A 23,441-nucleotide genomic window follows, 5' to 3' on the forward strand; every position below is an offset into this window, starting at 1 on the left:
TCAAGAATAACCAACATCCTTGGTTTGTAGACTTTACTGTTTGATAAAGTGCAGTAAAAAATTATTAGCTGGCATGGCATAGGCGTGTTGCAATATCAATCGATTTTGGCTCCATGCTTCTATATCGTCTATGTCAATTAACCCTCCATAACCTTGCTGAACTAACCAGTCATTAAAATCGGCATTCGAAGCAGTGGTAAACTCACCATTCACTTTAAACGGTCCATAACAACAAAAGTGACCACCTGTTTGCATATTTTCAGCTAAGGCCACTATTAAATTCTGACTGAGGTTTTTCGCCATAATATGCAAGGTGTTTGCGCTATAAACCGCTGTATACTGGCTCAAAAAACCAACGTCACTTTGCCCGACAGTAAAACCTTTTACTGGGTTAATATTATTGAGCTTGGCCTTGGCAAACCAAGCCCTACAACTGGCTGTATGCTTTTCTACGTCAGACGGTTGCCATAGCCAACTTTGTTGCTGGCGACAAAAGTACACTGCATGTTGCCCCGTACCGCTGCCAACTTCAAAAATAGATTGCCGACCGCTTAAAACGGCCTGCAATACTTGGTATATAGGCCGTTTATTATTATGCGCGGCTTGGTTAAAAGGTAAGTCGTAGGGTTCAAATCCGTAGTCTTTTATCACACTCTATCAATCCAAATTTCTCGATAATTGAATTAAGAGTTTAACGAAATCGGCTAAGAAAACCCCTATATATTTTGCACCTTAAATACCACAACAGATTGTGCTGCTATGTTAGTGCTCAATTGTCCATTGCTATTAGTGGATTCATTGTCGCCATCACCCAATAAACGTGTCGCCACGGCACTTTGAGTTAACCCATTAACATTAACCGCTTGTTGTTGATCGGAATAGTTGATCAATATCACGACTTGTTCTGTGTTGTTGCTACGCACCAACACTAAAACCTTGTCCCCTGCTTGGCTTGGCACAACAAGATCACCAGTTGCAATAACTGAGTGTTGCTGACGCAATTGATATAGTTGACGGTAGAACGCCAGCAATGAATCTGTATTGCTTTGTGCCGCATCGACATTATGCGTCACTGAATTGCTAGCCAGTGTTTTAAACGGCGTAGTGCTACTAAAGCCGGCGTGCGTACTATTGTTTGTCCAACTCATTGGCGCTCGAATGGAATGATCCCCCTGCATATTATTAGCCGCCATGCCAATCTCTTCGCCATAATAGGTAAACGGGTTGGCCGAGGCTAGCAAGTAGGTCGCAGCCGCTAATTTATACTGTTCTTCATCACCACTAAATTGCTCCCAAACACGGTTGCCCGCGAATAAGTCATGGTTAGCTAAAATTAACGGCATGCTGTCAATATTACTGGCGGTTAACTCGTTTACTAAGTTTTGATTAAGTGCTTTGGCTTTAACACTGGCGATAATATCGTGCCCCGCTGAGAAGTTAAACGCTCGCTCACACGAATTGTCATTGGCAAAATCACGAAAACCACTCGGTGATTCACAAACAATATAACGATTGTCGTAAGCTAAAATGACATCTTTTAACGCCTTCATCACTTGATGGTTTTGCGCTTGATCTTCTAATCCGTCTTTACCATTTTCAACCAGTACACCCACGGCATCAAAGCGGAAACCATCTACGCCAAGGTTTAACCAAAATCGCAGGTTGCTTTGATGATAAGCCAATACATCAGGGTTAGTTAAATCAAAATCAGGCATAGAAGAGGTAAAGGCTGAGTAGTACGCACCTTGCGGGCTTTGAGTCCAGGGATCATTGCCCCATAAATGCCAGCCTTGGGGTTTGGTTTGTTCAATAATATACCAATCTCGTTTGTCGTTAGTCGCCGACGACATTGCATCCTTAAACAATGGGTTATCATTACTAGAATGATTGATCACATAATCCATGACAATTGCAATACCTCGTTGATGGGCTTGCGTAAGCAAAGCTTTAAAATCGTCAAGACTACCGTAATCTTGCTCTATGCTACGGTAATCCGTGGTCGCATAGCCATGATCATTGTCTGAGCTTTCCATCATAGGCATTAGCCAAATACCATTAACGCCATTGTTTTGTAGGTAATCAAGGCGAGAAATCAAACCTTGAATGTCACCTATACCATCGCCATCACTATCTTGATAGGCACGCACAAACACCTGAGCAAATTGCGCACTTTTGGTCCAATCATTCGGCATTGAGGATTGAGTATTACTGATACTGATTTGACTGAGATCCAAAAATTGAGATTGTTTACCTAAGCTAGCAACTAAAGTGTTAAATCGGTTACGAGCTGATACCTCATCTGTGTATAAAGTATTGTCACCTTCAACTAACCAAATATGGGTGCCTAAAGTCGCTGGGGTAAAGGCTAAATCACCATCACTACTTTTAAAGTCATCGTAATGCATAATAAAGTTAAACACTTTATTAGCATTCTCAATTGGCACATCATAAACCGCGTAATCATCCTCAATACGGCTGGCTAATCGCGGGGCTTGCCAACTAGTTGCTAGTTTTTGATCGATCGCTTCACCCCACAAATGCAATCCCCAACCCTGATAACTTAAGCTAGAATGCAAATAATGAATCGATACCGTTCCCGCTTGCCCTAAGCCTGATTCGTCAATCGGTTTAGGTTCAGATTTCAGTAATTGAACTTGAGACTGACCATCTGGCTGATAACTGAAACCAAGCCGATAAGTCCCTAGGCCATCGAAATTGATAGTCGCATTACCCGCGTTACTACAAGTGGCGTTTTCTGCTGCACCATTGGTCGTTAAATTAAAACTACCACAATTTAACTTATCCCAATTCGCACTCGCTATTTTTAACTCTTGGCTGGATAACGGGTTCGACCATTCAAAAACATAAATTCCGTTGTTGAACGTCATCGCGTCAGTATTAGACCAGTTATTAAAACCACCCTTAACATAAATATCAAAGTCTGCTTGCTGGCCTTGGCTTAGGGTAAATTCTGGCTCTGGGGCAACAACATTAACGGTAATTTGCTTTTCCGTTTCTAGCTGCCCATCTGACACAATTAAAGTAGCGTTATAAACACCAACCTCAGAATAAGTAAACGTATAGTTAAGCAAAGACTGACATTGTGTTATTTCTATTTTTGCCGCTGACATTGCCGTTTGTAACTGGCACGTTAGCGCATCGTTATCTATATCTGCCACCTGCCATTCAAAAACAACGGCAAAATTGTTCTCTGTATACTTACTGGTAAAAGTCGAAATCGTCGGTGCGCGATTAACAACCTCATTATCAGTACCGTTATCTTCTTGATTAGTTGGCGGGGGCGTTGTTCCTGCCCCCGAACCGCCACAAGAAATCAATACACTAAACAGGCTATACGCCAAACCCATTTTCAATTGCTTTGCTAGTCGACAATGCATACTCATTGCTCCCTATATCTCATTTTTTAATATAAATGATGTTTTATCACTAGCAGGGTTAGGAAAAGGTTATGATTTTTACATTTTTATAAAAAATAAATTTATTTATGCATTTCAACTACTTAAGCACTATTAAAACAATTGATAAAAATAATGCACATTCTGATTTATATTTGAGCTATAGCCTTTCATTTCTGATTTCTTTACACTGTGTTTAAACAAGCAAACAACTTTAAACACCCCTTAAAATAGTTGAGTAAACTATTGATTATAAAGACAATTTAAAATGACTCATGTTTCAAAAAAGAGTCTGCAACTAGCAGCAGGGAAATATTTTTTACTTGGATTTAGCCTTATTATTTTTACCTATGTTTTGACGTCGTCTCTTGGCGTTACAGGTTTGTTAATACAACTAGCAAGTGTATTTTTAATACTGGCTTATATATACCGACGAATTCGCAAAATAACTTGCCCACATTGTTACCGGCGCTACGGTATCAAAATCAAACTTAAAACTGGTTTAAGAATTCCAGGCCGTTGTCGTTCATGCGGCGCACACGCAGAATAAAGCACGCATACGCAAATAATAAAAAAGAGTTAAAGCCAGTCTTCATTAACGGGCATTTAGGCCTCTAGTATGAACTTACCGCGTTGTACAGACACTTTACAAATATAATAGCGGGTATAAAACCCGCTTTTACTTCATTTCTAATTATTCTGTTTCTAACGACTCCATTTCCAATCTCGCTGTATTTGCAGGAATAAATCCTACCCTACAAACACTTATTGATATAATTGGATAGTGCTTGTGGCTTTTCAACTTTGGCTAAACCGTAATGGATTCAATTATTAAATAACCCAATAAGGTTAAGTTTTGTTACTAATATAGATACACAATAAATTTAAAGATATTGTTAACAATAAATGATGTGTGGATATATTGTTCAATGAATCAAGTTAATTTAAACCTAAAAGTATTAATCGCTGGCTTAGCGTCACTTGCGCTGTCAGCTTGTGCCCTAACCGATATGACTAAAACCGAGACAAGCAGTCAGGTTTTTCCGCATAAAGTGCCTAAAGAAAAACCCAATATTCCATTAAGTGCCGCAATGGAGCGTATGTTTGAATACTCAGCTCCACGTCCACAAGACAGCGAACTGTATAGCCAATTTGCATACACTGAATTACAAGGCTTTGACTATAACGGCGGCGACGGCACTATTACGCGTCGTGATCCAACCCGCCCGATATTACATAATGGTAAGTACTACATTTGGTATACCAAACGTGACACCATAGTGCCACCGGTTGGCGCTATGAATGCAGAAAAAGCCACAGATAAAATTCCGTCAACTGATTGGGATCTCGCCGAATTATGGTACGCCACCAGTACCGACGGATTAAACTGGCAAGAACAAGCCGTCGCAGTACCACGTCCACCTGCGCCGCATCCAGGTCATCGCTCAGTAGCGACACCGGATATTTTAGTCTGGGAAGGTAAGTACTACTTATACTACCAAGCGTTTAATGAGCCAAGTGGCTTAAAAGGTGATCACAGTGTGATCGCGGTTTCTTGGGCTGATTCACCAGAAGGTCCTTGGCATGCCACCCATAAGGTAGCTGTTAAACCAGGTAAAAAAGGTGACTGGGATCAAAACCTAATCCACGACCCAATGCCGATTGTGTATAACGGTAAAATATACATGTACTTTAAATCAACCTATAACAAATGGCCTGATAACCGCAAAAACTACCACGTTGCCCACGGCTTAGCGATTGCCGAGCATCCACTAGACGAGTTTAAAAAACACCCATTAAACCCAGTAATTAACTCAGGACACGAAACCTTTTATTTCCCGTTTAAATCTGGTGTCGCTGGCTTGATTATTCGTGATGGTATTGAACGCAACACGGTGCAATATGCTAAAGATGGCGTTAACTTTAACATTGAATCGAATATCTCATTACCGCCGATTGCAGGTGGACCATTCACGCCAGACGCCTTTACTAATACCAAAGATGGTCGCGGTGTCACGTGGGGGATCAGCCACTTTAAAACCTTTGGTGAAACCCGACCGTATCACTCACGCTTAGTGCGTTTTGACTGTGATCTAAGTCAAGACGTGCACATGCCAGAGTTTAAATCGCCCAATATTTGGTGGAAGCCAGACGTGTACTTTACCAATATGGGATTAAGCCCAAACCTTAAGAAAAAGGTTATTGGCGCATCAAAGCAGGCAGCTAAAGCGTCGAAGTAAGTAAATAATTGAACACGCAAGCTAAAGGACGTGCAAAGTAAAGAAAGCGGTATGCAATTTAAATTGCTGCCGCTTTTTATCAAAAGCTCAATAATAAATATTCCGACCAAACACCATCCACTACAACGTAATGGCTATTTACTGAGTTTACCCCTGCAACAAGGTAATGTTGCGATTCGCTGCGCTCATGGCAACCTACGGGTAATTTGCCAGCAACCTTTCGGCAACACAGTTTTATGAACTTGTCATCCGGCAAGCCATTGTCACCTTCTGCATTTTCCTTTGCTTTTCCTGAACACTGCAAAGTGAACTGAATATTCAACCTAAAGTCTTTTTTAAAAAGCATTCTGATACAGTCACTGCAAATGGATTTGAAGTATTAACCCTAAGGGATGAAGAAAAAGTAATAGCTGCCAACCAACAATAGTAAGTGAATACTCACTAATTATTTATGCATTACAATTTAAAATACTCTTAATTAAATGACCATGACTCATAATTAATTTTTATCTACAATTTTTCTATAAATGCCTTTAATAGAAAAATGATAAGACGGCTAAATCCTTATTTGATTGAATGCGCAACGAGCATATACCACCAAAAAGCGAATAACATATATAAGGATTAAATCATGCCTCGTCACGTTTTGTGGATGTTAATTATCGGCCAAGGTTTATTGGCCTGCACCAGTCAAACAACTCCTATTCAAACCGCAATTAATCAAACAGCAAGTAGTCAAACAGTAAATAGCCAAATAATAAAAGTGCAGCAAGTAAACGTTAATTCCACAACTTTGCCTACCGATCTTGCTAGTTTATCAGCAATAGAACCACCACTGGTCACTATACCGGCTGGCGTTGTCACTTTCCCTGTTGATAGCAATCCTAAAAGTAAAAATAAATCGACTTACGATGTGCAAATAAAAAGCTTTATGGTGGCAAAGTACGAAGTCACTAAAAAAGAATTTCGTAAGTTTATTGCCGATAGCGGTTATCAAGCACCAAGTAAATGCATGCATGCGATTAACGGGCTATGGTATTCAGCCGGTGCCACAAACGGCAGCTGGGATAACAACAATGTTAGCGCCCTAAACATGGCTTACGACACTCAATTTAAAACCAGTGAGTTTGATCCGGTAACCTGTATCAATCCACAAGTCGCGTCCGATTACGCAGCATGGCTTAGTCAAAAAACAGGGAAAAAATATCGACTATTATCAACCGCCGAATGGGTATACGCAGCCCAAGGCGGTAAGCAAGATCCATATTATAAACACCAAGATAAAATAACTTCGGTATGTGAGTACGAAAACATAGCGGATCACAGTGCCATTTATGGTGCCGAAACGCGATTTAAAACTCGCTATAAAATGGCCGGTTACCATAATAAAACGGTAGACTGTGACGACAAAGCTGAATTCATTTCACTAGTTGGCATGTATAAACCGAATCCATTTGGTTTACACGATATGGTTGGCAATTTAACAGAATTTACCGCCGACTGTATCGACCCCAACAAACCACTACCTAGTGACGGTTCGCCGCAATCATCAGATGAATGTAAAAACCGAGGCAACCAAGGAAGTTCTTGGCATTGGCCGCCATTCAAATTTCACCGAATTGGCAGTTGGCCAGCAACACAAGTCGGTTCTATAGAAGGTTTTCGTTTAGCTCGTGATTTAACAATTGAAGAGCAACAATCCCCAGTAACAACCGTTGCAACCCCACCCTTATCCACCAAGCTATTTGTAAAACAACTCACCAAAGCGCAAAAAATTGAACAAGCCAGACGCGATAAATTAGCACCAATTCATCACAACTTACCAGCGCCGCAACAATTAGAAATTGTTGAGCAAGCCAATAACAGAGTTAAACTTGCATGGCAAAAGATCGACGGAGACAGTATCACTTATCGTGTTTACCGCGGTGAGTTTTTAAACTCAGACTCGTTAACCATGATAGCGAGCGGCTTAACCAGCAATCAGTATATTGATCGCAATCCAGTACCTGATCGCCGCGTGTCCTATGTCGTCAAAGCTGAGCAAGGCCGAAGTACAAGCGCCGCTAGTGCATTTGCCCTAGGCTCCCCTGTTTATAAAACCTTACCGGCTAAAGTGGAAGCGGAACAGGCTAACAACCGAAATGGCGCCTTTGTCTGGCCAAATAGACCGGGCGATGGAAAACACATTCGTAATTTAAATAAAGGCCAGTGGCTAGAGTATACAATAGATGTACCGCAAAGCGCCGAATATCAAATAACCTATCAGCTAACCTCAAACAAAAATGGCTCTGGTTTTAAGCTGACATTACAAGACAAAATGCTGCAAAACCTCAAAATAGAAAAAACCCAGAAAAACCGTTGGCGGGACAATTTTCAAACCTTAAGCGCCAAAGTGACCTTGCCTAAAGGCCAACACAAACTCAAGCTAGAAAGTTTACAAGACCAATGGAAACTAGACTGGATAGATTTTGTAGAAATTACCCATCGGTAGTGCGTCTTGATCGGAGCTAGCCACGACACGACTTTGTTACAGGTTAAAACCCATCAAACAGACATTACGATATATGAATACAATTGCATTATGTAAGATATATTCAGGTTTAAGTCGGGTGGCGTGGCTTCGCCACTTAACCGACCTACGAAACAACCGTAGGTCTGATAAGCCGCAGGCGCCATCTGACGTTAGTGGGGGAACGCGTAAAAAAGCCGAATTTCACCATTTACGGGTTATGTTACCAAATCTGTTTATGAATACTTAGTGAGGCACGAACTAAGCCAAGCTATATTAGTCCATGCGTTGAAGCGTTTGTTAGTTGTTTAGTAGCGCCAAAAGCTCAGAATAGTTTTGAGCAACATATTCTAAAGAGTCTTTACCTGCAATAAGATCACAAACTGAAACGGATTCATCAATGAGGTTTAACAGATAGGTTTCTCCTCCGCCATTTGAGCCTATAGCTAAATATGACGACAATTCAGAACCATAATCAGGTTGGTAACTCTCAACTTCTTCTTTGCTCCATAAAATAAAAGGTGAGTACCAATGTTCTTCATCATCTTTAAAATCCGCTTCAAAAACAGAGCCGCTTAACAACGCATTTTTGTAATCAATAGGAAGTTTCTCTAGTAGATGTTCCAAATCTTTAATCAAATTACTCAAGAAAAACCTCCCGAACAACTAACAATTTAATAGTGCACAATTTGCGCGTTTTTCTACCAAACCACTTACGCACTTTTATACTTTAATCATTTTTAGCAAATTACCTAAATCGTTACCAGTAAAAGCTTATTTAAATTATTAGTTAACTCTTCGGAGGACATAAATGACCCAATCACGCCTATTATGGATATTGAAATCTCGGGTGGCAGAGAACAAACACCGGGCAACTAACAAGGACGCATTACGCTTTTCTGGTTTGTCGTAATGTTTATTTGCTAGGTTTCAACCTGCAACATGGTCGTGTTGCGATTCGCTGCGCTCATGGCAACCTACGGGTATCTTTTTCAAATCTGTTTATGTTCGATTTGTGCTCATTCCTGCCTAAGCCCTTTGACTTACCATTCGCTTGATATTGGAATTTTACGCTGTCCTTGTTTCTATAACTGCTGCCTTAACATATCAATAGAAATACCTTGTTTTTCTATGGCATGTTTACCCATTCTAAGCCACATTTGGGTAACTTCTTGCTTGATAAAACCAAGGTATCTGTCCATTTCAACTTGCTCATTTTTGCGTTTGTATACGCCATACAAAAATAAAGCGGTATTTAATGCTTCACTCGGATGAGCATTAAGGTTCAATAGCCTAAACGATTCTTGGGCATGCTCAATGGCCATGCGCTCGTTGTCTTGCGCTAAGTAAATATGAGCAATTTGCATATGGTCGTAACCATCATAGCTTTCTGGGTTTGGATATAACGCCAACGCCTCATGCCAACGTTTTTGTCTAACTAAAAACTTAGCGTAGCCTGTCACCGCCATCTCTTTTACCCAGTGTTGTTGTGTAGGTTCAAATATCGCCAATACGCGCTGATAGTATTCTTCAGCTTTTTTAGGATCAGACCATTGGTTATACAACGCTTTTTGGTAATAGACTTCCGCGTAATGCTGGTGCGGCATCTTATATTTATCCAGCAATAATTCGGCTTGATACAAGTAATAATTTCTATCTTCTTTGTGTTTAAACTTTGCCGCTAGCACAGCTAAATAAGTATGGGCCCGCACTTCAATGCCATAAAGCCCAGCCTGATTTGCGGTCTTGGCCTCCAATAACTGGTATTTTTTAACTTTGTCGTAGTCGTTTTCATGCAAACCTACAATGGCAAACTTACGGTAAGTCGCGGCTATTTTTTCACTATTGCCCAACAAATTAAAGCCTTCTAGTGCCTGAGATAACTTTTGTTCAGCGACAGGATATAAGCCTTGCTGGGTAAGAAACAAACCTAACTTTAAATACGCATAAGCTTGATAAAACTGATTATTCTGTCTTTTTGCGCTGGCCAGTAATTCTTCAGCTAAGGAAATGCCTTTATTATGATCTTTAGTGACCTCGATTAACTGGGTTAACAAAAATAGATTTTCTGGGTGTTTGGCATTAAGTAATTCAAGCAATGCAGAATCGAGTTCGCCTGTTTGATTAAGCGATTTGGCTAATGGTAATTGAGTTGCCAAGTCGAGGATCTTGTTCAATTGTGCCGCCACCTGCTGACTGTCAGGCCCTTCTACAACCCCAGAAATATTGCCAACTGAGCCTTGAATAACAAAGTTAACAGCCAAATAGCGATTATATTGCGATACCTGAGTTGCCATTACCAACTGCGTTTGGTCCGCTTTGGTCACCTGCTTAAAATACAAATTTGGCGTTTCAATAAAGTCATAAAAATTTAGCGAAACATCAGCTTGAGTCTGTAAATAAGGCGCGGCTAACTGACTGCTAGACTGTGTAAATTGGCTAACTATGGGTTCGGCAACGCTCGCTTGATACGTGAAGGGTAAAACAGAAATAATCGGGCTAGCGACCTCTGTTTTATGATTAAAGGCATGCCAGCTAAATAAAGACAACAAAAGTAAAACCAATACGCCAATCGCCAAAATACTGCGTTGCATATGTTGCGATATAATAAAGCCTGATCCAGCGACTTGGCGCAGCGGGTTTGCAACTGCGTTACTTAAGCTTGTAGAGTTTGAACATTGAGTTTGACATTGGTGACTGCTAGCAGGGTGAGAACAAAATGGTAGTTGCCATTGGTATCCTTTGCGTGAAAAAGTCTTGATGGCATCGTCACCAAAAATACGCCGCAAATTACTGATATTTTGAAATACAGCTTGCTCAGACACAACTTTATCAGCCCAAACCTGGTCGAGAATATCCTGTTTACTCACTACCTCATGCGGTTTTGCCATTAATAAAGCCAATACATTGGCTTCATTCGACCTTAGGTTAATAATTTGTCCCGATTTATACAGGGTTAGCTTGTTGCTATCAAAACTAAACTCCTGAAACCGATAGATCATCTTCTGCTTTTCCTTTGCCTATTCCTTAACTCGCAGCAAAGTGTACTGAATATTCAACATAAAGTCTTTTCTGTAAAGGCAATCCAATACAGAGAAATCATAAAACTCAGTCCCAAAACAAAACACAATCAAAAACTAACGCCTTAACTCAAAAGTTTTGAACGGTTGAATTTATAACCTCTAGTTAAGTTATAGGGTCGATTTTACATCAACGAACCTTGCGTTAGTCGAAATAAATTCGGCCCACAATGGAGCCTGTATTTAGTTTTAATCTTGCACACTTTTCTACTTAGGTTGTTAATAAAAACGAGTTCAACATGTTATTACTTTTGTCCGATATGCTAACCTGTTTGTTTGGCTGCAACAGTGTTGGATTACGTTTAGCCCCTTTGTCGTCGGCAATGTGTCCAAGTTTTCATAAGGACAATATACCGGTTCGCCTCGTCAATACGTATCTTGGCCAGGGAACGGAATGGCTACCATTAGAGTCTGTTTACCCATTACCACCACAAAATATGCAAGTTCAGCTTAGTAAAACAAATTTTGGTCATTACTATGCATAAAATAATATAGTCAAAGCGATCAGGGTTTAGAGGAAGCCGTCAAAGCTACCGCGTCGTGCTCTCGCCCCTCGCTTAAAGCGCCTACTTTTGGTACCTGCATCCATGCAGGCAAGCTTCGAATCCCTATGAGCATATGATCTATTATGTGATTAGGGTGAGTAAGCGCAGACAATGAACCATAAGGCCTGAGCGAGAAGACTATACAACAGATGCGAGCTTTTGACGTGGGATTACTTAAAGGAAAAGCATGGCAACAACAAGAACATTTAGCAGCGGTACATCGTTCTTGCCATGTGGCGCAAAATGAAAAGCGCGTGTTATTAACAATCGATCCTATGTGATCGATTGTTAATAAGAATTAGGGAATAGACTAAAGCTCGGCTTAAAGACAAAGACTACAATTTAAAATAGCTAGTTAATCCATTTAAGGTATTAGTCATGGCGACAGCGGCTAAAATTAACCCCATGACTTTACTAATGACAATAGCGCCAGCATTACCAATTAAACGATGAATTTTACTTGCAACCAACATTAACAAAAGCGCCAACATCACCACAAGAACCATAACACCCGCTACTTGAACCTGCTGCCATAATTCAACCTTGGCATTTTCGGTCATCAGTACCGCTGCTAGCATTGCCCCCGGCCCTGCAATAGATGGCACCGCCAATGGAAAAATTGCGGTTTCATGGTATTGCTCAGCTAGCCTTAATTCTTCCTCGGGCTTACTTTCACCAAATATCATCGACAGTGCAAAAATAAACAACACAATACCGCCAGCAATTTGAAACGCTGAAAGAGGTATAGACATAGCTGTTAAAATTAACTCCCCTGCGATAACAAAAAATAGCAATATAACAGCAGCTACCAAACCCGACATGACAGCTATTTTTCTTTTGGCTTTTTCGTCATACCCACGGGTTGCGGCAATAAAAACAGGGACTGTACCAATAGGGTCAATAACCGCAAAAAATACGATAAATACCGCTAAAAAATCAATCATGTACGCTTAGTAACTTATATATCTTTTGCTCAGATAATAAAGTTAGAAAAAGTAACTGACAAGCGTTTACTCGTTAGCCATACCTAAAACTTAGCCAACCAAGCTTTTCTCTATAGTCAAAGCGATCAGGTTTTAGGGGCAGGTTTCTGGTTCCAGACGAAACCTAAGTACTTACATCCCTGTCTCTTGCTCACAAGTTTCAGAAGCGCTCCTTTCGGTCAATGGGGGGAAATTTTATCACCGAAGCTTAGGAAAATACCCTCGTCTTCCTCGCGCATGCGGGGAGGCAGCGACTTTTGGTTAGCTTGTGATAATTAATATTTGTGTAGAAAAGACAGACTTACATCCATGTAAGCAAAGCCGTCAAAGCTACCGCGTCCTGCTAACGCCCCTCGCTTAAAGCGCCTACTTTTGGTACCTGCATCCATGCAGGCAAGCTTCGAGACCCCATGAGTATATGCTCTATTATGTGATTGGGGCCGCCTAAATGGATTTAGGTGTTAGGACGACGCAGGAGCCAAAGTCGAGTGTAAGCGCCGACAATGAACCATTAAAGCTTGAGCGTGAAGACTATAGTTAGCATCAACTCAAAAACAATAGTTTCCACCAACCAAGTTATAGTAGATGCGGCGATGTATGTTAACATTCACACCTAATTTAAAATTCAGTTAGAAATAAGATTTGCAACAGTTACTACGCCCTATTTACGATTTTTTGCATTGCGAAACACCAGACTCATGGATAAGCGCAGCTAAGCAACCCGAAAACCTGACGATGTTGTTAACCGATCACATGATTTGTGAGCTTAAAGCGGCACAAACAGCCATGTGGTTAATTCGTAAATACGCAGTAGATAAAGACAGTAGCGATGCCTTGCTTGCCTGGTTAAAGCCTTATGAAGACTTTATCTATCGCAAAAACGGCTCAATTGACGATTTAGCCAATAAAAATCGCTTGTCTAAAAATATTGTACCTAAAAGTAACTCACCTTACGGTCAAGACTTAATTGATAAAATGGTCTTGTTGATAAAAGAAGAATTACATCATTTTTATCAAGTTTTAGAAATAATGGAAAACCGCGGCATTGCTTATGACAACATCAGTGCAGGTCGATATGCCAAGGGCTTGATCCGTCATGTAAAAACGTATGAACCTGATACGCTAATCGATAAACTGATTTGTGGTGCTTATATCGAAGCCCGATCATGCGAACGCTTTGCTAAGCTCGCGCCCCACATGGATGATGAATTAAATAAGTTTTACGTTTCACTATTACGCTCGGAAGCGCGCCACTATCAGGATTACTTAACACTAGCCGAAGAAATTGCCGGACATGACATAACTGAACGCGTAGCCTTTTTTGGCAAAATTGAAGCTGAATTAATTTCATCACCCGATGTTGACTTTAAGTTTCACAGTGGCTGCCCTGCTTAGCGGCCATTGCAAATATTAATGCGTTCTACCGCTTACCGCACTAAATTTAGCCACTTAATTTGATGCATAAAAAAGCCTATTGTCGGCACAAAAATCAATATAACACTACCCCATTATAGGATAGCCACCTCTTTGTACACATTCTTAAATCGAGTGAATTTAAATCACAGGTGCAACACTCCAATTGCACCTGAACACCTTTTCTATTTAACAGTTCTCTTCGAGCATTTACCCTCATCAACCCATGAAAAAACACGAATTGTAAGGTGTTTAATATCCCGTTAATGTTAACTATTATTTATTCCAAATTGACTATGATAAATGATTGCAGTCGGCGAATTCTTCCTTAAACTAGCAACGGAAAATATAACATACAAAGATATAGGAAAAATGGATATTAAATTACGGAGCTTTCTAGTTGCCCTGCTAGTCGTACTATTAGCTAGCTGTGCCAACACTCAGCGCACCACAGGTCAAAAAAAATATAAAATTGCTAAAGACGTTAGCATTCCTAACGCCACCCAAATTGCAGTTTATCTTCCAGAAAAAACCGCCAACTCTAAGTTTTGGGTTAACGCCACTAACAACTGGCATGAGCCTGGCAAAGCCTTTAAAGAATCAATAGAAAAAGCCCTCGGTAAATATTTTACTAATGTTGTTTGGTTTGACCAAGCCAGTGACACTAAACCTAATGTTTATATGAGCTTATCGCCTGATTGGGACTATAATTCAGGCAAGATCGAAATGGATATGCAGTACAAGATCTTTGACAGTTCCGGAAAGGTCTTAGTCGACAATAAGTACGAAACATCTTCAGGGTTAAACTTTCACGCCCCCGATGCCGCTTATTACAATTCTAGCTATCAAGCCGTTGAAAAACTCGCGGTTAACTTTTTGAATAAATTAAAGCCGAATGTCACGCAATTCCCTGCTAATTTGGCGATGAATCAATTCGCGTTAGAAAAATTCGTTAATATTAAAAAACCGGTTAGCAGCGGCACTGGCTTTTTCTTAAATCCGCAAGGTGTTGTGCTGACAGCTAATCACGTAATAGACGATTGCTTGCTAATTAAAGTAAAACAAGGCGAACTATTAACAGATGCCACATTAAGTCATTCAAGCCAACTACTCGATGTAGCCGTGTTAAACACCAATCATGAAATTGATACTTACCTAAAGTTACGTGACAAAAATGAACTGACTCTAGGTGAAAAACTAACTACAGTGAGTTATCCGTTAAAGGGATTGCTTGAATCGTCTCCTAACATGACATTTGGCAATGTTACCTCTAAAAAAGCCTTAACAGGTTCTTTAGGTTTATATCAATTTAGTGCACCCATTCAACCTGGTTCTAGCGGCGGTGCGATTGTTTCAGAACAGTCTGAATTAATTGGTATGGTGACGAGTACATTAAACGTCACTAATTTAGCCAAAAAAGGGGTTATTCCACAAAATGTTAACTTTGCTTTAGACGTTAAATACTTACGAAAATTCCTTGATAAAAATCAGGTCGGTTACGAAACCAGCGCTGAGCAATCTGCGGCAAACTTTAGTGAATCAGCATTAGGTACAGCGGTGCAAATCGCTTGTTATCAATAATTCAAGGAGAGTGAACATGAAATATCTATTAGCCGTTTTACTTATCATCAGCTCACCATTTGTCGCTGCAGCAGAAGAAAACAGCAGCAGTCCGCAAATAAAATTTTTAAGTATTTTTGATGACGATATTAGTTACGATCTACTTAAGAAATCACCTTTACTTGCTAACTTAGCCAAAGAAGAAGATGCGCCGGGTTGTCCAATTGTCGTTGCCGCTTGGTACGAACAAGCAGAAAGTGGTGCGTCGGGGGCAGTCACAGGTCTGTTATCTGCATCCACTTTAGGTTTAGTGCCTGTGGTCCGAGGTAAAGATTTCACCATTAAGTATAAAATCCGCGTTAACGGCAATACGGTATCAGAATACGAATATAAAAAGAGTTTTGTCGATACAGAATTCTTATTTGCTATGGAACACGGCTTAACCGACAAAGCAAAAGTATGGGTAGTTGAAACCGTTGATTTACTGTTAGCTGATTTAGAAAAAGATCAGAAATTTGCTGAGTTATTACAAGAATACCAATACTACTTTGGTTCATAATTTGCTTGTCTTAAACAATAAGCAATAAGCCACTAAAAAGCACTTGACTTAACCAAGTGCTTTTTAAACTCACTAACTTAAAACCACCCATTACTTTTTAACGCTTTCAACTTTTCTCCTATCTAACTTATCTCCCAATAGGGAACATCAGAAAAGCGCGAGGCATAAAAGTCGATAAACGCTCTTACTTTGGGTGCTAATAACCGAGAACTCGGATAAACGGCCCAAACAGCCGTATCTGAAGCCAAAGGAAATTCTGGCAACACCTCTACCAACTCTCCTTTTTCTAAGTGTTTATAGACACTCCATAATGAGCTAATCGTGATGCCAATTCCGGCAACACAAGCGTCTCGCAAGGCTTCGCCATTATCTACGGTTAATGCACCATCAGCTTTTATTGCCAGCTCCTTGCCATTTCCACAATTAAATAGCCACTGGTTAATACCAGATAACACTATGCATTGATGATGGCTAAGATCATTTGGATGAGCAGGCGTGCCATACTTAGCCAGATATTCAGGCGATGCACATAAAATTCGTTTATCTTTTGCCAGTTTGCGTGCAATTAAGGTGGAATCTTTTAATGCAGCATTGCGTATCGCCACATCAAATCCACCTTCAACCATGTCTATCATCCTATCAGATAAGCGTAAATCAATTTTTAACTCTGGATATTGCGCCAGAAAATCACTTAGTGTGGGTATGATATGCATCCGGCCAAACGAAGCAGGGGCCGCAACTCTAAGTGTTCCTTGTGGTAATTTTTCACCTGCGCCAACAGATGCTCGTGCCGCTTCAACACTCGCGAGCACCTCTTCAGCATGCGGCAAAAAAGCTAACCCTTCCTCGGTAAGAGAGACCTTGCGGGTTGTGCGATGCAATAACCGCACGCCTAAGCCTTCTTCCAGTTTATTAATATGACTGCTCGCGACCGCGGGGGAAATGCCTAACTCATTGCCAGCCAAACTTATATTATGGGTAGATGCCAAGCGAACAAACAATTTAAGGTGTTCAATATTCATAACACTATTTTCAATAAAATCTAAAAAGTGATTTTACATTCAAGGATATTATCAAATTAGTTAATGGTAAATATACTTTCAGCATTAAACATATCCACAACCCAATTTCACATAAAAAGGTATGACATGATGAAAGCAATGATTCTTAATAGTTATGGTGGCCCAGAGGTATTTACGGCGGCAGAAGTTGCCAAACCACAAGTTAAAGTTGGCCACGTGTTAGTTAGAATAATGGCCAGTAGTGTTAATACGGTTGATACCATGATCCGCCAAATGGGTAAAGATTTACCAATATCCCCTGATTTACCCGCGATTTTAGGAATGGACTTCGCCGGAGTCATTGAAGCTGTGGGCGAAGGTGTTAGTGACTACCAAATTGGTGACGAAGTTTATGGTTGCGCGGGCGGTTTAGCTGATTTACCCGGCACACTGGCTGAATATATTGTCGCCGATGTACAGTTAATTGCGCGTAAGGCAAAAAACATTAGCATGCAACAAGCTGCCGCTATTCCTTTAGTCGGTATTACTGCATACGAAGGCCTTAAACGCGCGGGCATTGAAAGTGGTCAAGACGTATTGGTACATGGCGGCTCGGGCGGCGTGGGTCATATTGCGCTACAACTAGCAAAGTACTTTGGTGCCAATGTTTATTCAACAGGCGGTGGCGACAAACAACTGGCGCTAATTGAAGAACTCGGTGCTACCGGTATTAACTACAAAACCCAAACGGTCGCAGACTATGTTGCCCAATATACCAATGGACAAGGCTTTGATGTGGTATTTGACTCTGTCGGCGGTGCCAATATGCTCAACTCATTTGAAGCGGCTAAATTAAACGGACAAATTGCCTCTACCGTCTCCTTACTAGAATTAGATCTGTCTGTTGCGCATTTTAAAGGCTTATCTTTACATGTTGTCTTTATGCTTATCCCTATGCTGCACAACTACAAGCGCCAAGATCACGCTAACATACTCAGCAAAATCACAGAAATAGTCGAAGCGGGTCAATTAATCCCAGTGTTAGATGAAACAAACTTCACGTTGGCAGAAATTGGCCAAGCCCATGAAAGGTTATCAAGCGGCAAGGCGATGGGTAAAGTAGTAGTAACCAACTCAAAATTATCTGAAATCTAAAGTTAACAATTTTCGCAAGTTGGGCTGATAATGCAGCCCAACTTATAAAGCTGTAAGAAATACTACATTATTGTTTTTGCCAAACGCGCACGTATTCAATTTCGTAATCAACCACGCCGTCGTCTTTCTCGCCTTCGGGGCTATTTTTTTCTAAGTCTTCTTTGCTATCTGGAATGCCATGCCATGGAAAGGTTTCTTGATCTAACCACAGGCTAATAGGACGGTTTGCCACCCAGCCATCGTAATCAGCATCAACTTTACGGTTTTTCTTGGCCCAAGCTCGAACATCATCAGCGGACACTTCACTTAACAACTTACCGTCTACGTAATATTTAATACCATTTTCGTCCCATTCAAAGCCATAAACATGGAAATCGTCCGCGACACGAAAGCCGAGATCTTTATGCTCGGTATAGACAGGTTTTCCTGTTTCAGCAATTGATGGCTGCCAATCGCGTACTGACCACCAAAGCTCGCGATCTAAATCAAGTTTTTTCGGATCGCGATGATCGCCAAACTGCTCAAAAAAATCGATTTCGAGCTTTTCACCCATTGACCAAAAAGCGCTAGTGATCTCGGCGTCAGCCGCCTTACTCTTTATTTCTATATAGCCATATTTAAAAAACTTACGACCAATAAAGCAGGCCGTTGTAATATTTTCATGCTTTAAGGCTTCGCCAAATATAGGTTTACGGATCTCATCGGTAAATGGAAAATCAGGTTCCCAGCGGGTTTCTAAAATTAACTTCCCGTCTTCTAAACGATAGTTGCGACCTGAGAATTGCGACGGTGCTCTCCCCTTCCAAACCCACTTTTTCGGTTTATCCGGATGCTTGTATACCGGCTTACCATTTTCAAATTTACCAACTATAAACCAACGATCTTCATCAACCACTTCACCATCAAACTCATCACTGACTTCCGTGTTCAAAACCCAACCACCTTGATTGCTTGGATCGGAAAACGGTAACAGTTGCGGTTGATTTGGCTCACTGCTTTGCAGTGCTTGCTGCATATTGTTACAAGCAACAAGACTTACCAACAACGCAAATAAAAATGAAATGCGTAAACTACACGCTTTGACTGGAGTGATATTAAACATAAATCAAACCCAACAAATATTACTTATTAAACATATGATGTTTAAACTTTAGCGTAGTCTGGTTAAATTGCAATTAAAGAAATGTAAATTAGCGCCTAACTAAAATTTTGTGCGATTAAGCCTAGAATCGTAGAGGGTATTTGACATCGACAAACCTTGTGTAAGCCGAATTAATTTTCGGCTCTACAATGGTGCTGACTTTTTAATTTGCCCGCTTTTGTGCGACTGAACTCTGTCACTATGAATTAGGCGACGTTTGAATCGACAGATTTGTATTCTTTTGATCGCGATACAAACGATAAATGGTAAAGCTGTTAACGATTACAATAATACTTTCGAGTAATGTACCGCCAATTGACCCAACAATCAGGTTATTCGCGACCCAAATCATTGCTCCTATTAACAAGCCAATTCGTAAAGGAATGCCTTTTAAACAAAACAGCGAATACGTGCCAACTAAACCGCCGAAAACAGGTACCCAATCAATAAGTTTATCCGCCGTAATAAAACCACTTGCCACGTATAAGACCATTACAGCCAAAGCGACTTTTACTGAACTCGAATACATAGACAACACAGTGCGTAATATACTGACTAAACATATACTCGCCGCTGTATAGGCGCCTAGCAGCACAAAATGGCCACTATGTACGATTAACATAGCTGCCATCAGCAGCTTTAGTTTGAAATCATCTTTTTGATAGAAGCTGGCAATACCCAGCGCAAAACTAACCATACCCACTAATTGTGCTGGGCTGGTAATATCAAGGTCTAACATGTTTTTGTCGATGCTATGCTGTTATTGGCTTTGAGCTTACTTGAAAACAATCCAATCACAAAGAATGAATTACGCTGTCTTATAGTCAAAGCGATCGAGTTTTAGGGGAAGCCGTCAAGCTTCGAAACCCCATGAGCATATGCTTTATTATGTGATTGGGGTGAGTAAGCGCTGACAATGAACCATAAAGCTTGAGCGAGAAGACTATATTTGCTTTTTTCCTTTAATTGTTTAATGTTGCGAGGTTCTTGGAAAAATATGACAAAAAATGGCGACAACTTTAGATCATCAACTTATCACCCCCTGCTCTTTTATTAATGGCCAGTGGTTATCAAATAGCAATGCTTTTAATGTCACCAACCCAGCCGACCAAACTCTGTTAATGGCCATAGCCGATGTTACTGAACAGCAAGTCGAATATGCGATTCAAAGTGCTAAAACAGCCCAGATTAATTGGCAAGCGTTATCGGCAAATGAACGCTCACGCATACTCAAAAATTGGTTTGCGCTAATCAATAAGCATCAAGAAAAACTCGCAAATATATTAACTCTTGAACAAGGTAAACCGCTAGCGGAAGCAAAAGGCGAAATAGCCTATGGCGCTTCTTATATCGAATGGTTTGCAGAAGAAGCCAAGCGTTGTTATGGCGATACCATCCCTGCGCCAAGTGGTGACAAACGCATCGTCGTTATCAAACAACCAATAGGCGTAGTCGCGGCCATTACGCCTTGGAATTTTCCTAATGCCATGATTGCCCGTAAAGCCGCAGCCGCGCTGGCAGCAGGTTGCAGTTTTATTGTAAAACCATCAGAGCTCACACCTCTTTCAGCCTTAGCCATGGCTGAGTTAGCACAACAGGCCGGTGTGCCAGCGGGAGTGTTTAACGTCATTGTCGGGAGCGATGCAAATGCAATTGGCCGGCAACTCACACAGCACCCAGATATAGGTAAATTTTCATTTACCGGTTCAACTAATATAGGCAAATTGCTTGCCTCGCAATGTGCAAGTACAGTCAAACGCGTATCATTGGAACTAGGCGGAAATGCGCCTTTTATTGTGTTTGACGACGCTGATATCGACGCAGCGGTAGCTGGCGCCATTGCTGCAAAATTTCGCAATGCCGGCCAGACTTGTGTTTGTAGCAACCGCATTTTTGTCCACAATAATATTGAGCAAACCTTTACGCAAAAATATCAGGCAGCAATGTCTAAATTGACTGTTGGTAATGGTCTGCAAAGCGATGTTGATATTGGGCCGCTTATTAACCAAAAAGCGATTAGCAAAGTACAATCGTTAATCGATGATGCCATCAGCCAAGGTGCAAAACTGTTATGTGGTGGCAAACAAGAAAACATAAACAACTTGTTTTATCCACCCACTTTATTAACCCATGTGACTAATGACATGGCGATTGCCCAGCAAGAAATATTTGGGCCAATTGCAATTATCATTAACTTTGCAAGCGAACAAGAGGTCATTAACACTGCCAATGACACCGAGTACGGTTTGGCCGCTTATTTTTACAGCCAAAATTATGCGCGAGTTTGGCGTGTTGCCGAGCAACTGGATTTTGGCATGATAGGCATTAACGAAGGTATTTTATCCAATGCCGCCGCACCATTTGGTGGCGTTAAACAATCAGGCTACGGAAGAGAAGGATCAAAGTACGGGCTAGATGACTATTTACAGACCAAGTACCTTTGTATGGGTGGGCTCTAGTTGTCTAGTTGCACATTCAAACGCGCATCGCTATGCTAGCGCCAATTTTAACGTGATTGAATACAGGTATGTCTAAAATTAGGATCGCCGTTTATGCCATTTATGTTTTTGTCGGTTTAATCGTCGGCTTTAGCTTTATTTTGCCAAACAACTACTCGGTTTATCGGGGTGTCATCGTTGATGCTCAACCAAATGAAATTCATGAATATGTCGGTAATTTAGACAATTGGTCTGATTGGACATTATGGCAACAACAGGATCCCAGTTTAAAAATTGCGGTACTCAAACCAACAGGTGTTGGAGCTAACCAGCGCTGGGGCGGCGACAGTGGTACCGGCAGCTTAACTTTTATTCGCGAAGATACTTGGTATGGCGTTGACTATGACCTTATTGTTGATAACAACCCGCCAATGCGAGCAAGTATTTTATATTCTCTTGATGGCAATATGACGAGGGTTGAATGGTTTATGCGCGGTAAAGTTAATATCCCCATTGCCGGTCCCTACATGGCTCTAATGATGGATGGCATGTTAGGCAGTATGCTGCAAGATAACTTGGACAATCTTAAACGCGTGGTAGAGTCGGCAAATTAAACGTTTGTTGGGTGTTTGTCAGCACTTGCTGTTGAATATGTGTACTATCTTCGGCGCGTAATTCAGTTAAGGTGTTAAATACATCCAACAGGGTTAACGGCGTATTGCGTTGCCCTTGCTTGCCACTCACTGGCATATCTGGCGAGTCCGTTTCTAGTAGTAAACAATCTAATGGCACTTGACTGATAACCTCTCGCGTTTTTCTCGCTCGAGGATAGGTTATTGTTCCTCCCACCCCTAGTTTGAAACCTAAATCAAGAAACATTTTAGCTTGCTGGTAACTGCCTGAAAATGCATGTAAAACACCCCCACAGTTAAATCCTGATTGACGGATTACTTTAGCCATCACATCTAAACTTTTTCTGTGATGTAAGATCACAGGCTTTCTTATCTCGCGCGCTAACTTTAATTGCTCAGTAAACACCTGCGTTTGCAACTCAAAACTATGATCGGCTAGCGAAAAGTCCAAGCCTATTTCACCAATGGCCACAAAGTTAGGATTATCTATTTGCTGTTTTATTATCTTTTTTAATTCAACTAAATCCTGCAATTGATGCTGTGCTATAAATACAGGATGTAAACCAAGGGCAAAATAACACTCATTAACTTGCTGACATAATTCAATGAGTTTATGCCATTGACTGGCTTGTACCGCAGGAATAATAAACTGCCTAATATCTGCAACTTGGCATTTGGCAAGCAACGACATTCTATCGTCATTAAAACAGTCAAAATCTAAATGGCAATGGCTATCGATAAAGCTCAATGATTCATTCATCAACCACCC

20 protein-coding genes are annotated in these 23,441 nt (G+C 40.8%); 10 read left to right on the forward strand and 10 right to left on the reverse strand.

What is annotated here, in order from left to right; all coding sequences use genetic code 11:
• Window positions 1-33: 33 nt before the first annotated feature.
• Both C2869_RS03155 and C2869_RS03160 read right to left on the reverse strand, forming a co-directional pair.
• Window positions 34-651 (reverse strand): DUF938 domain-containing protein, encoded by a 618-nt coding sequence (locus C2869_RS03155; protein ID WP_108601568.1) that lies wholly within the window; start codon window positions 649-651, stop codon window positions 34-36.
• A 65-nt stretch (window positions 652-716) separates the two neighbouring features.
• On the reverse strand, window positions 717-3,398 hold the full coding sequence (locus C2869_RS03160) for an alpha-amylase family glycosyl hydrolase (RefSeq protein ID WP_159084007.1): 2,682 nt from the start codon (window positions 3,396-3,398) through the stop codon (window positions 717-719).
• Between the two features lie 947 nt (window positions 3,399-4,345).
• Between C2869_RS03160 and C2869_RS03165 the strand changes: the two genes are divergently transcribed.
• A complete protein-coding gene (locus C2869_RS03165) occupies window positions 4,346-5,656 on the forward strand; it encodes a glycoside hydrolase family 117 protein (RefSeq protein WP_108601570.1) in 1,311 nt (436 codons plus the stop codon).
• Window positions 5,657-5,735: 79 nt separating this feature from the next.
• Here the strand turns inward: C2869_RS03165 and C2869_RS22435 are convergent, their stop codons facing one another.
• A complete protein-coding gene (locus C2869_RS22435) occupies window positions 5,736-6,002 on the reverse strand; it encodes a hypothetical protein (RefSeq protein ID WP_159084008.1) in 267 nt (88 codons plus the stop codon).
• A 285-nt stretch (window positions 6,003-6,287) separates the two neighbouring features.
• Between C2869_RS22435 and C2869_RS03175 the strand changes: the two genes are divergently transcribed.
• On the forward strand, window positions 6,288-8,147 hold the full coding sequence (locus tag C2869_RS03175; RefSeq protein WP_108601572.1) for an SUMF1/EgtB/PvdO family nonheme iron enzyme: 1,860 nt from the start codon (window positions 6,288-6,290) through the stop codon (window positions 8,145-8,147).
• 318 nt (window positions 8,148-8,465) lie between these two features.
• Here C2869_RS03175 and C2869_RS03180 read toward each other — a convergent pair whose 3' ends face one another.
• Complete coding sequence (locus C2869_RS03180; protein WP_108601573.1) at window positions 8,466-8,813, reverse strand: SMI1/KNR4 family protein; 348 nt, start codon at window positions 8,811-8,813, stop codon at window positions 8,466-8,468.
• A gap of 437 nt (window positions 8,814-9,250) precedes the next feature.
• Window positions 9,251-11,167 carry a winged helix-turn-helix domain-containing protein gene (locus C2869_RS03185; RefSeq protein WP_108601574.1) on the reverse strand — a complete coding sequence of 639 codons (1,917 nt, stop codon included), beginning with the start codon at window positions 11,165-11,167 and terminating at the stop codon, window positions 9,251-9,253.
• A gap of 317 nt (window positions 11,168-11,484) precedes the next feature.
• On the opposite strand from C2869_RS03185, the gene C2869_RS03190 reads away from it, so the two are divergent.
• Complete coding sequence (locus C2869_RS03190) at window positions 11,485-11,730, forward strand: DUF1826 domain-containing protein (RefSeq protein WP_408011889.1); 246 nt, start codon at window positions 11,485-11,487, stop codon at window positions 11,728-11,730.
• Window positions 11,731-11,930: 200 nt separating this feature from the next.
• Window positions 11,931-12,071, forward strand: coding sequence for a DUF1826 domain-containing protein (locus C2869_RS03195; RefSeq protein WP_228710814.1), 141 nt, complete (start codon window positions 11,931-11,933; stop codon window positions 12,069-12,071).
• A 54-nt stretch (window positions 12,072-12,125) separates the two neighbouring features.
• On the opposite strand, the gene C2869_RS03200 is transcribed toward C2869_RS03195, so the two are convergent.
• Complete coding sequence (locus tag C2869_RS03200; RefSeq protein ID WP_108601576.1) at window positions 12,126-12,734, reverse strand: MarC family protein; 609 nt, start codon at window positions 12,732-12,734, stop codon at window positions 12,126-12,128.
• A 681-nt stretch (window positions 12,735-13,415) separates the two neighbouring features.
• Here C2869_RS03200 and miaE point away from each other — a divergent pair.
• From miaE to C2869_RS03215, 3 genes are all read left to right on the forward strand, one after another.
• Window positions 13,416-14,168 (forward strand): tRNA isopentenyl-2-thiomethyl-A-37 hydroxylase MiaE, encoded by a 753-nt coding sequence (gene miaE, locus C2869_RS03205; RefSeq protein ID WP_108601577.1) that lies wholly within the window; start codon window positions 13,416-13,418, stop codon window positions 14,166-14,168.
• Window positions 14,169-14,558: 390 nt separating this feature from the next.
• Complete coding sequence (locus C2869_RS03210) at window positions 14,559-15,767, forward strand: S1 family peptidase (protein ID WP_159084009.1); 1,209 nt, start codon at window positions 14,559-14,561, stop codon at window positions 15,765-15,767.
• Window positions 15,768-15,783: 16 nt separating this feature from the next.
• Entirely contained in the window at window positions 15,784-16,305 is a 522-nt protein-coding gene (locus C2869_RS03215) for a hypothetical protein (protein WP_108601579.1), read from the forward strand.
• A gap of 122 nt (window positions 16,306-16,427) precedes the next feature.
• Here the strand turns inward: C2869_RS03215 and C2869_RS03220 are convergent, their stop codons facing one another.
• Window positions 16,428-17,327, reverse strand: a complete 900-nt coding sequence (locus C2869_RS03220) for a LysR family transcriptional regulator (RefSeq protein ID WP_108601580.1) — start codon at window positions 17,325-17,327, stop codon at window positions 16,428-16,430.
• Between the two features lie 129 nt (window positions 17,328-17,456).
• Here C2869_RS03220 and C2869_RS03225 point away from each other — a divergent pair, with 129 nt between their 5' ends.
• Window positions 17,457-18,461 (forward strand): zinc-dependent alcohol dehydrogenase family protein, encoded by a 1,005-nt coding sequence (locus tag C2869_RS03225; protein WP_108601581.1) that lies wholly within the window; start codon window positions 17,457-17,459, stop codon window positions 18,459-18,461.
• Window positions 18,462-18,528: 67 nt separating this feature from the next.
• Here C2869_RS03225 and C2869_RS03230 read toward each other — a convergent pair whose 3' ends face one another.
• Together C2869_RS03230 and C2869_RS03235 are read right to left on the reverse strand one after the other, a co-directional pair.
• Window positions 18,529-19,563 (reverse strand): family 16 glycosylhydrolase, encoded by a 1,035-nt coding sequence (locus C2869_RS03230; protein ID WP_108601582.1) that lies wholly within the window; start codon window positions 19,561-19,563, stop codon window positions 18,529-18,531.
• Window positions 19,564-19,801: 238 nt separating this feature from the next.
• Entirely contained in the window at window positions 19,802-20,341 is a 540-nt protein-coding gene (locus C2869_RS03235) for a YgjV family protein (RefSeq protein ID WP_228710752.1), read from the reverse strand.
• Between the two features lie 268 nt (window positions 20,342-20,609).
• Between C2869_RS03235 and C2869_RS03240 the strand changes: the two genes are divergently transcribed.
• Together C2869_RS03240 and C2869_RS03245 are read left to right on the forward strand one after the other, a co-directional pair.
• Complete coding sequence (locus tag C2869_RS03240) at window positions 20,610-22,061, forward strand: NAD-dependent succinate-semialdehyde dehydrogenase (RefSeq protein ID WP_108601583.1); 1,452 nt, start codon at window positions 20,610-20,612, stop codon at window positions 22,059-22,061.
• Between the two features lie 68 nt (window positions 22,062-22,129).
• Complete coding sequence (locus C2869_RS03245; RefSeq protein ID WP_108601584.1) at window positions 22,130-22,654, forward strand: SRPBCC family protein; 525 nt, start codon at window positions 22,130-22,132, stop codon at window positions 22,652-22,654.
• On the opposite strand, the gene C2869_RS03250 is transcribed toward C2869_RS03245, so the two are convergent.
• Window positions 22,626-23,432, reverse strand: coding sequence for a TatD family hydrolase (locus C2869_RS03250; protein ID WP_108601585.1), 807 nt, complete (start codon window positions 23,430-23,432; stop codon window positions 22,626-22,628). The two genes, C2869_RS03245 and C2869_RS03250, sit on opposite strands and share 29 nt — an antisense overlap.
• Between the last annotated feature and the right edge of the window lie 9 nt (window positions 23,433-23,441).

Source organism: Saccharobesus litoralis (assembly GCF_003063625.1).
GTDB lineage: Bacteria > Pseudomonadota > Gammaproteobacteria > Enterobacterales > Alteromonadaceae > Saccharobesus > Saccharobesus litoralis.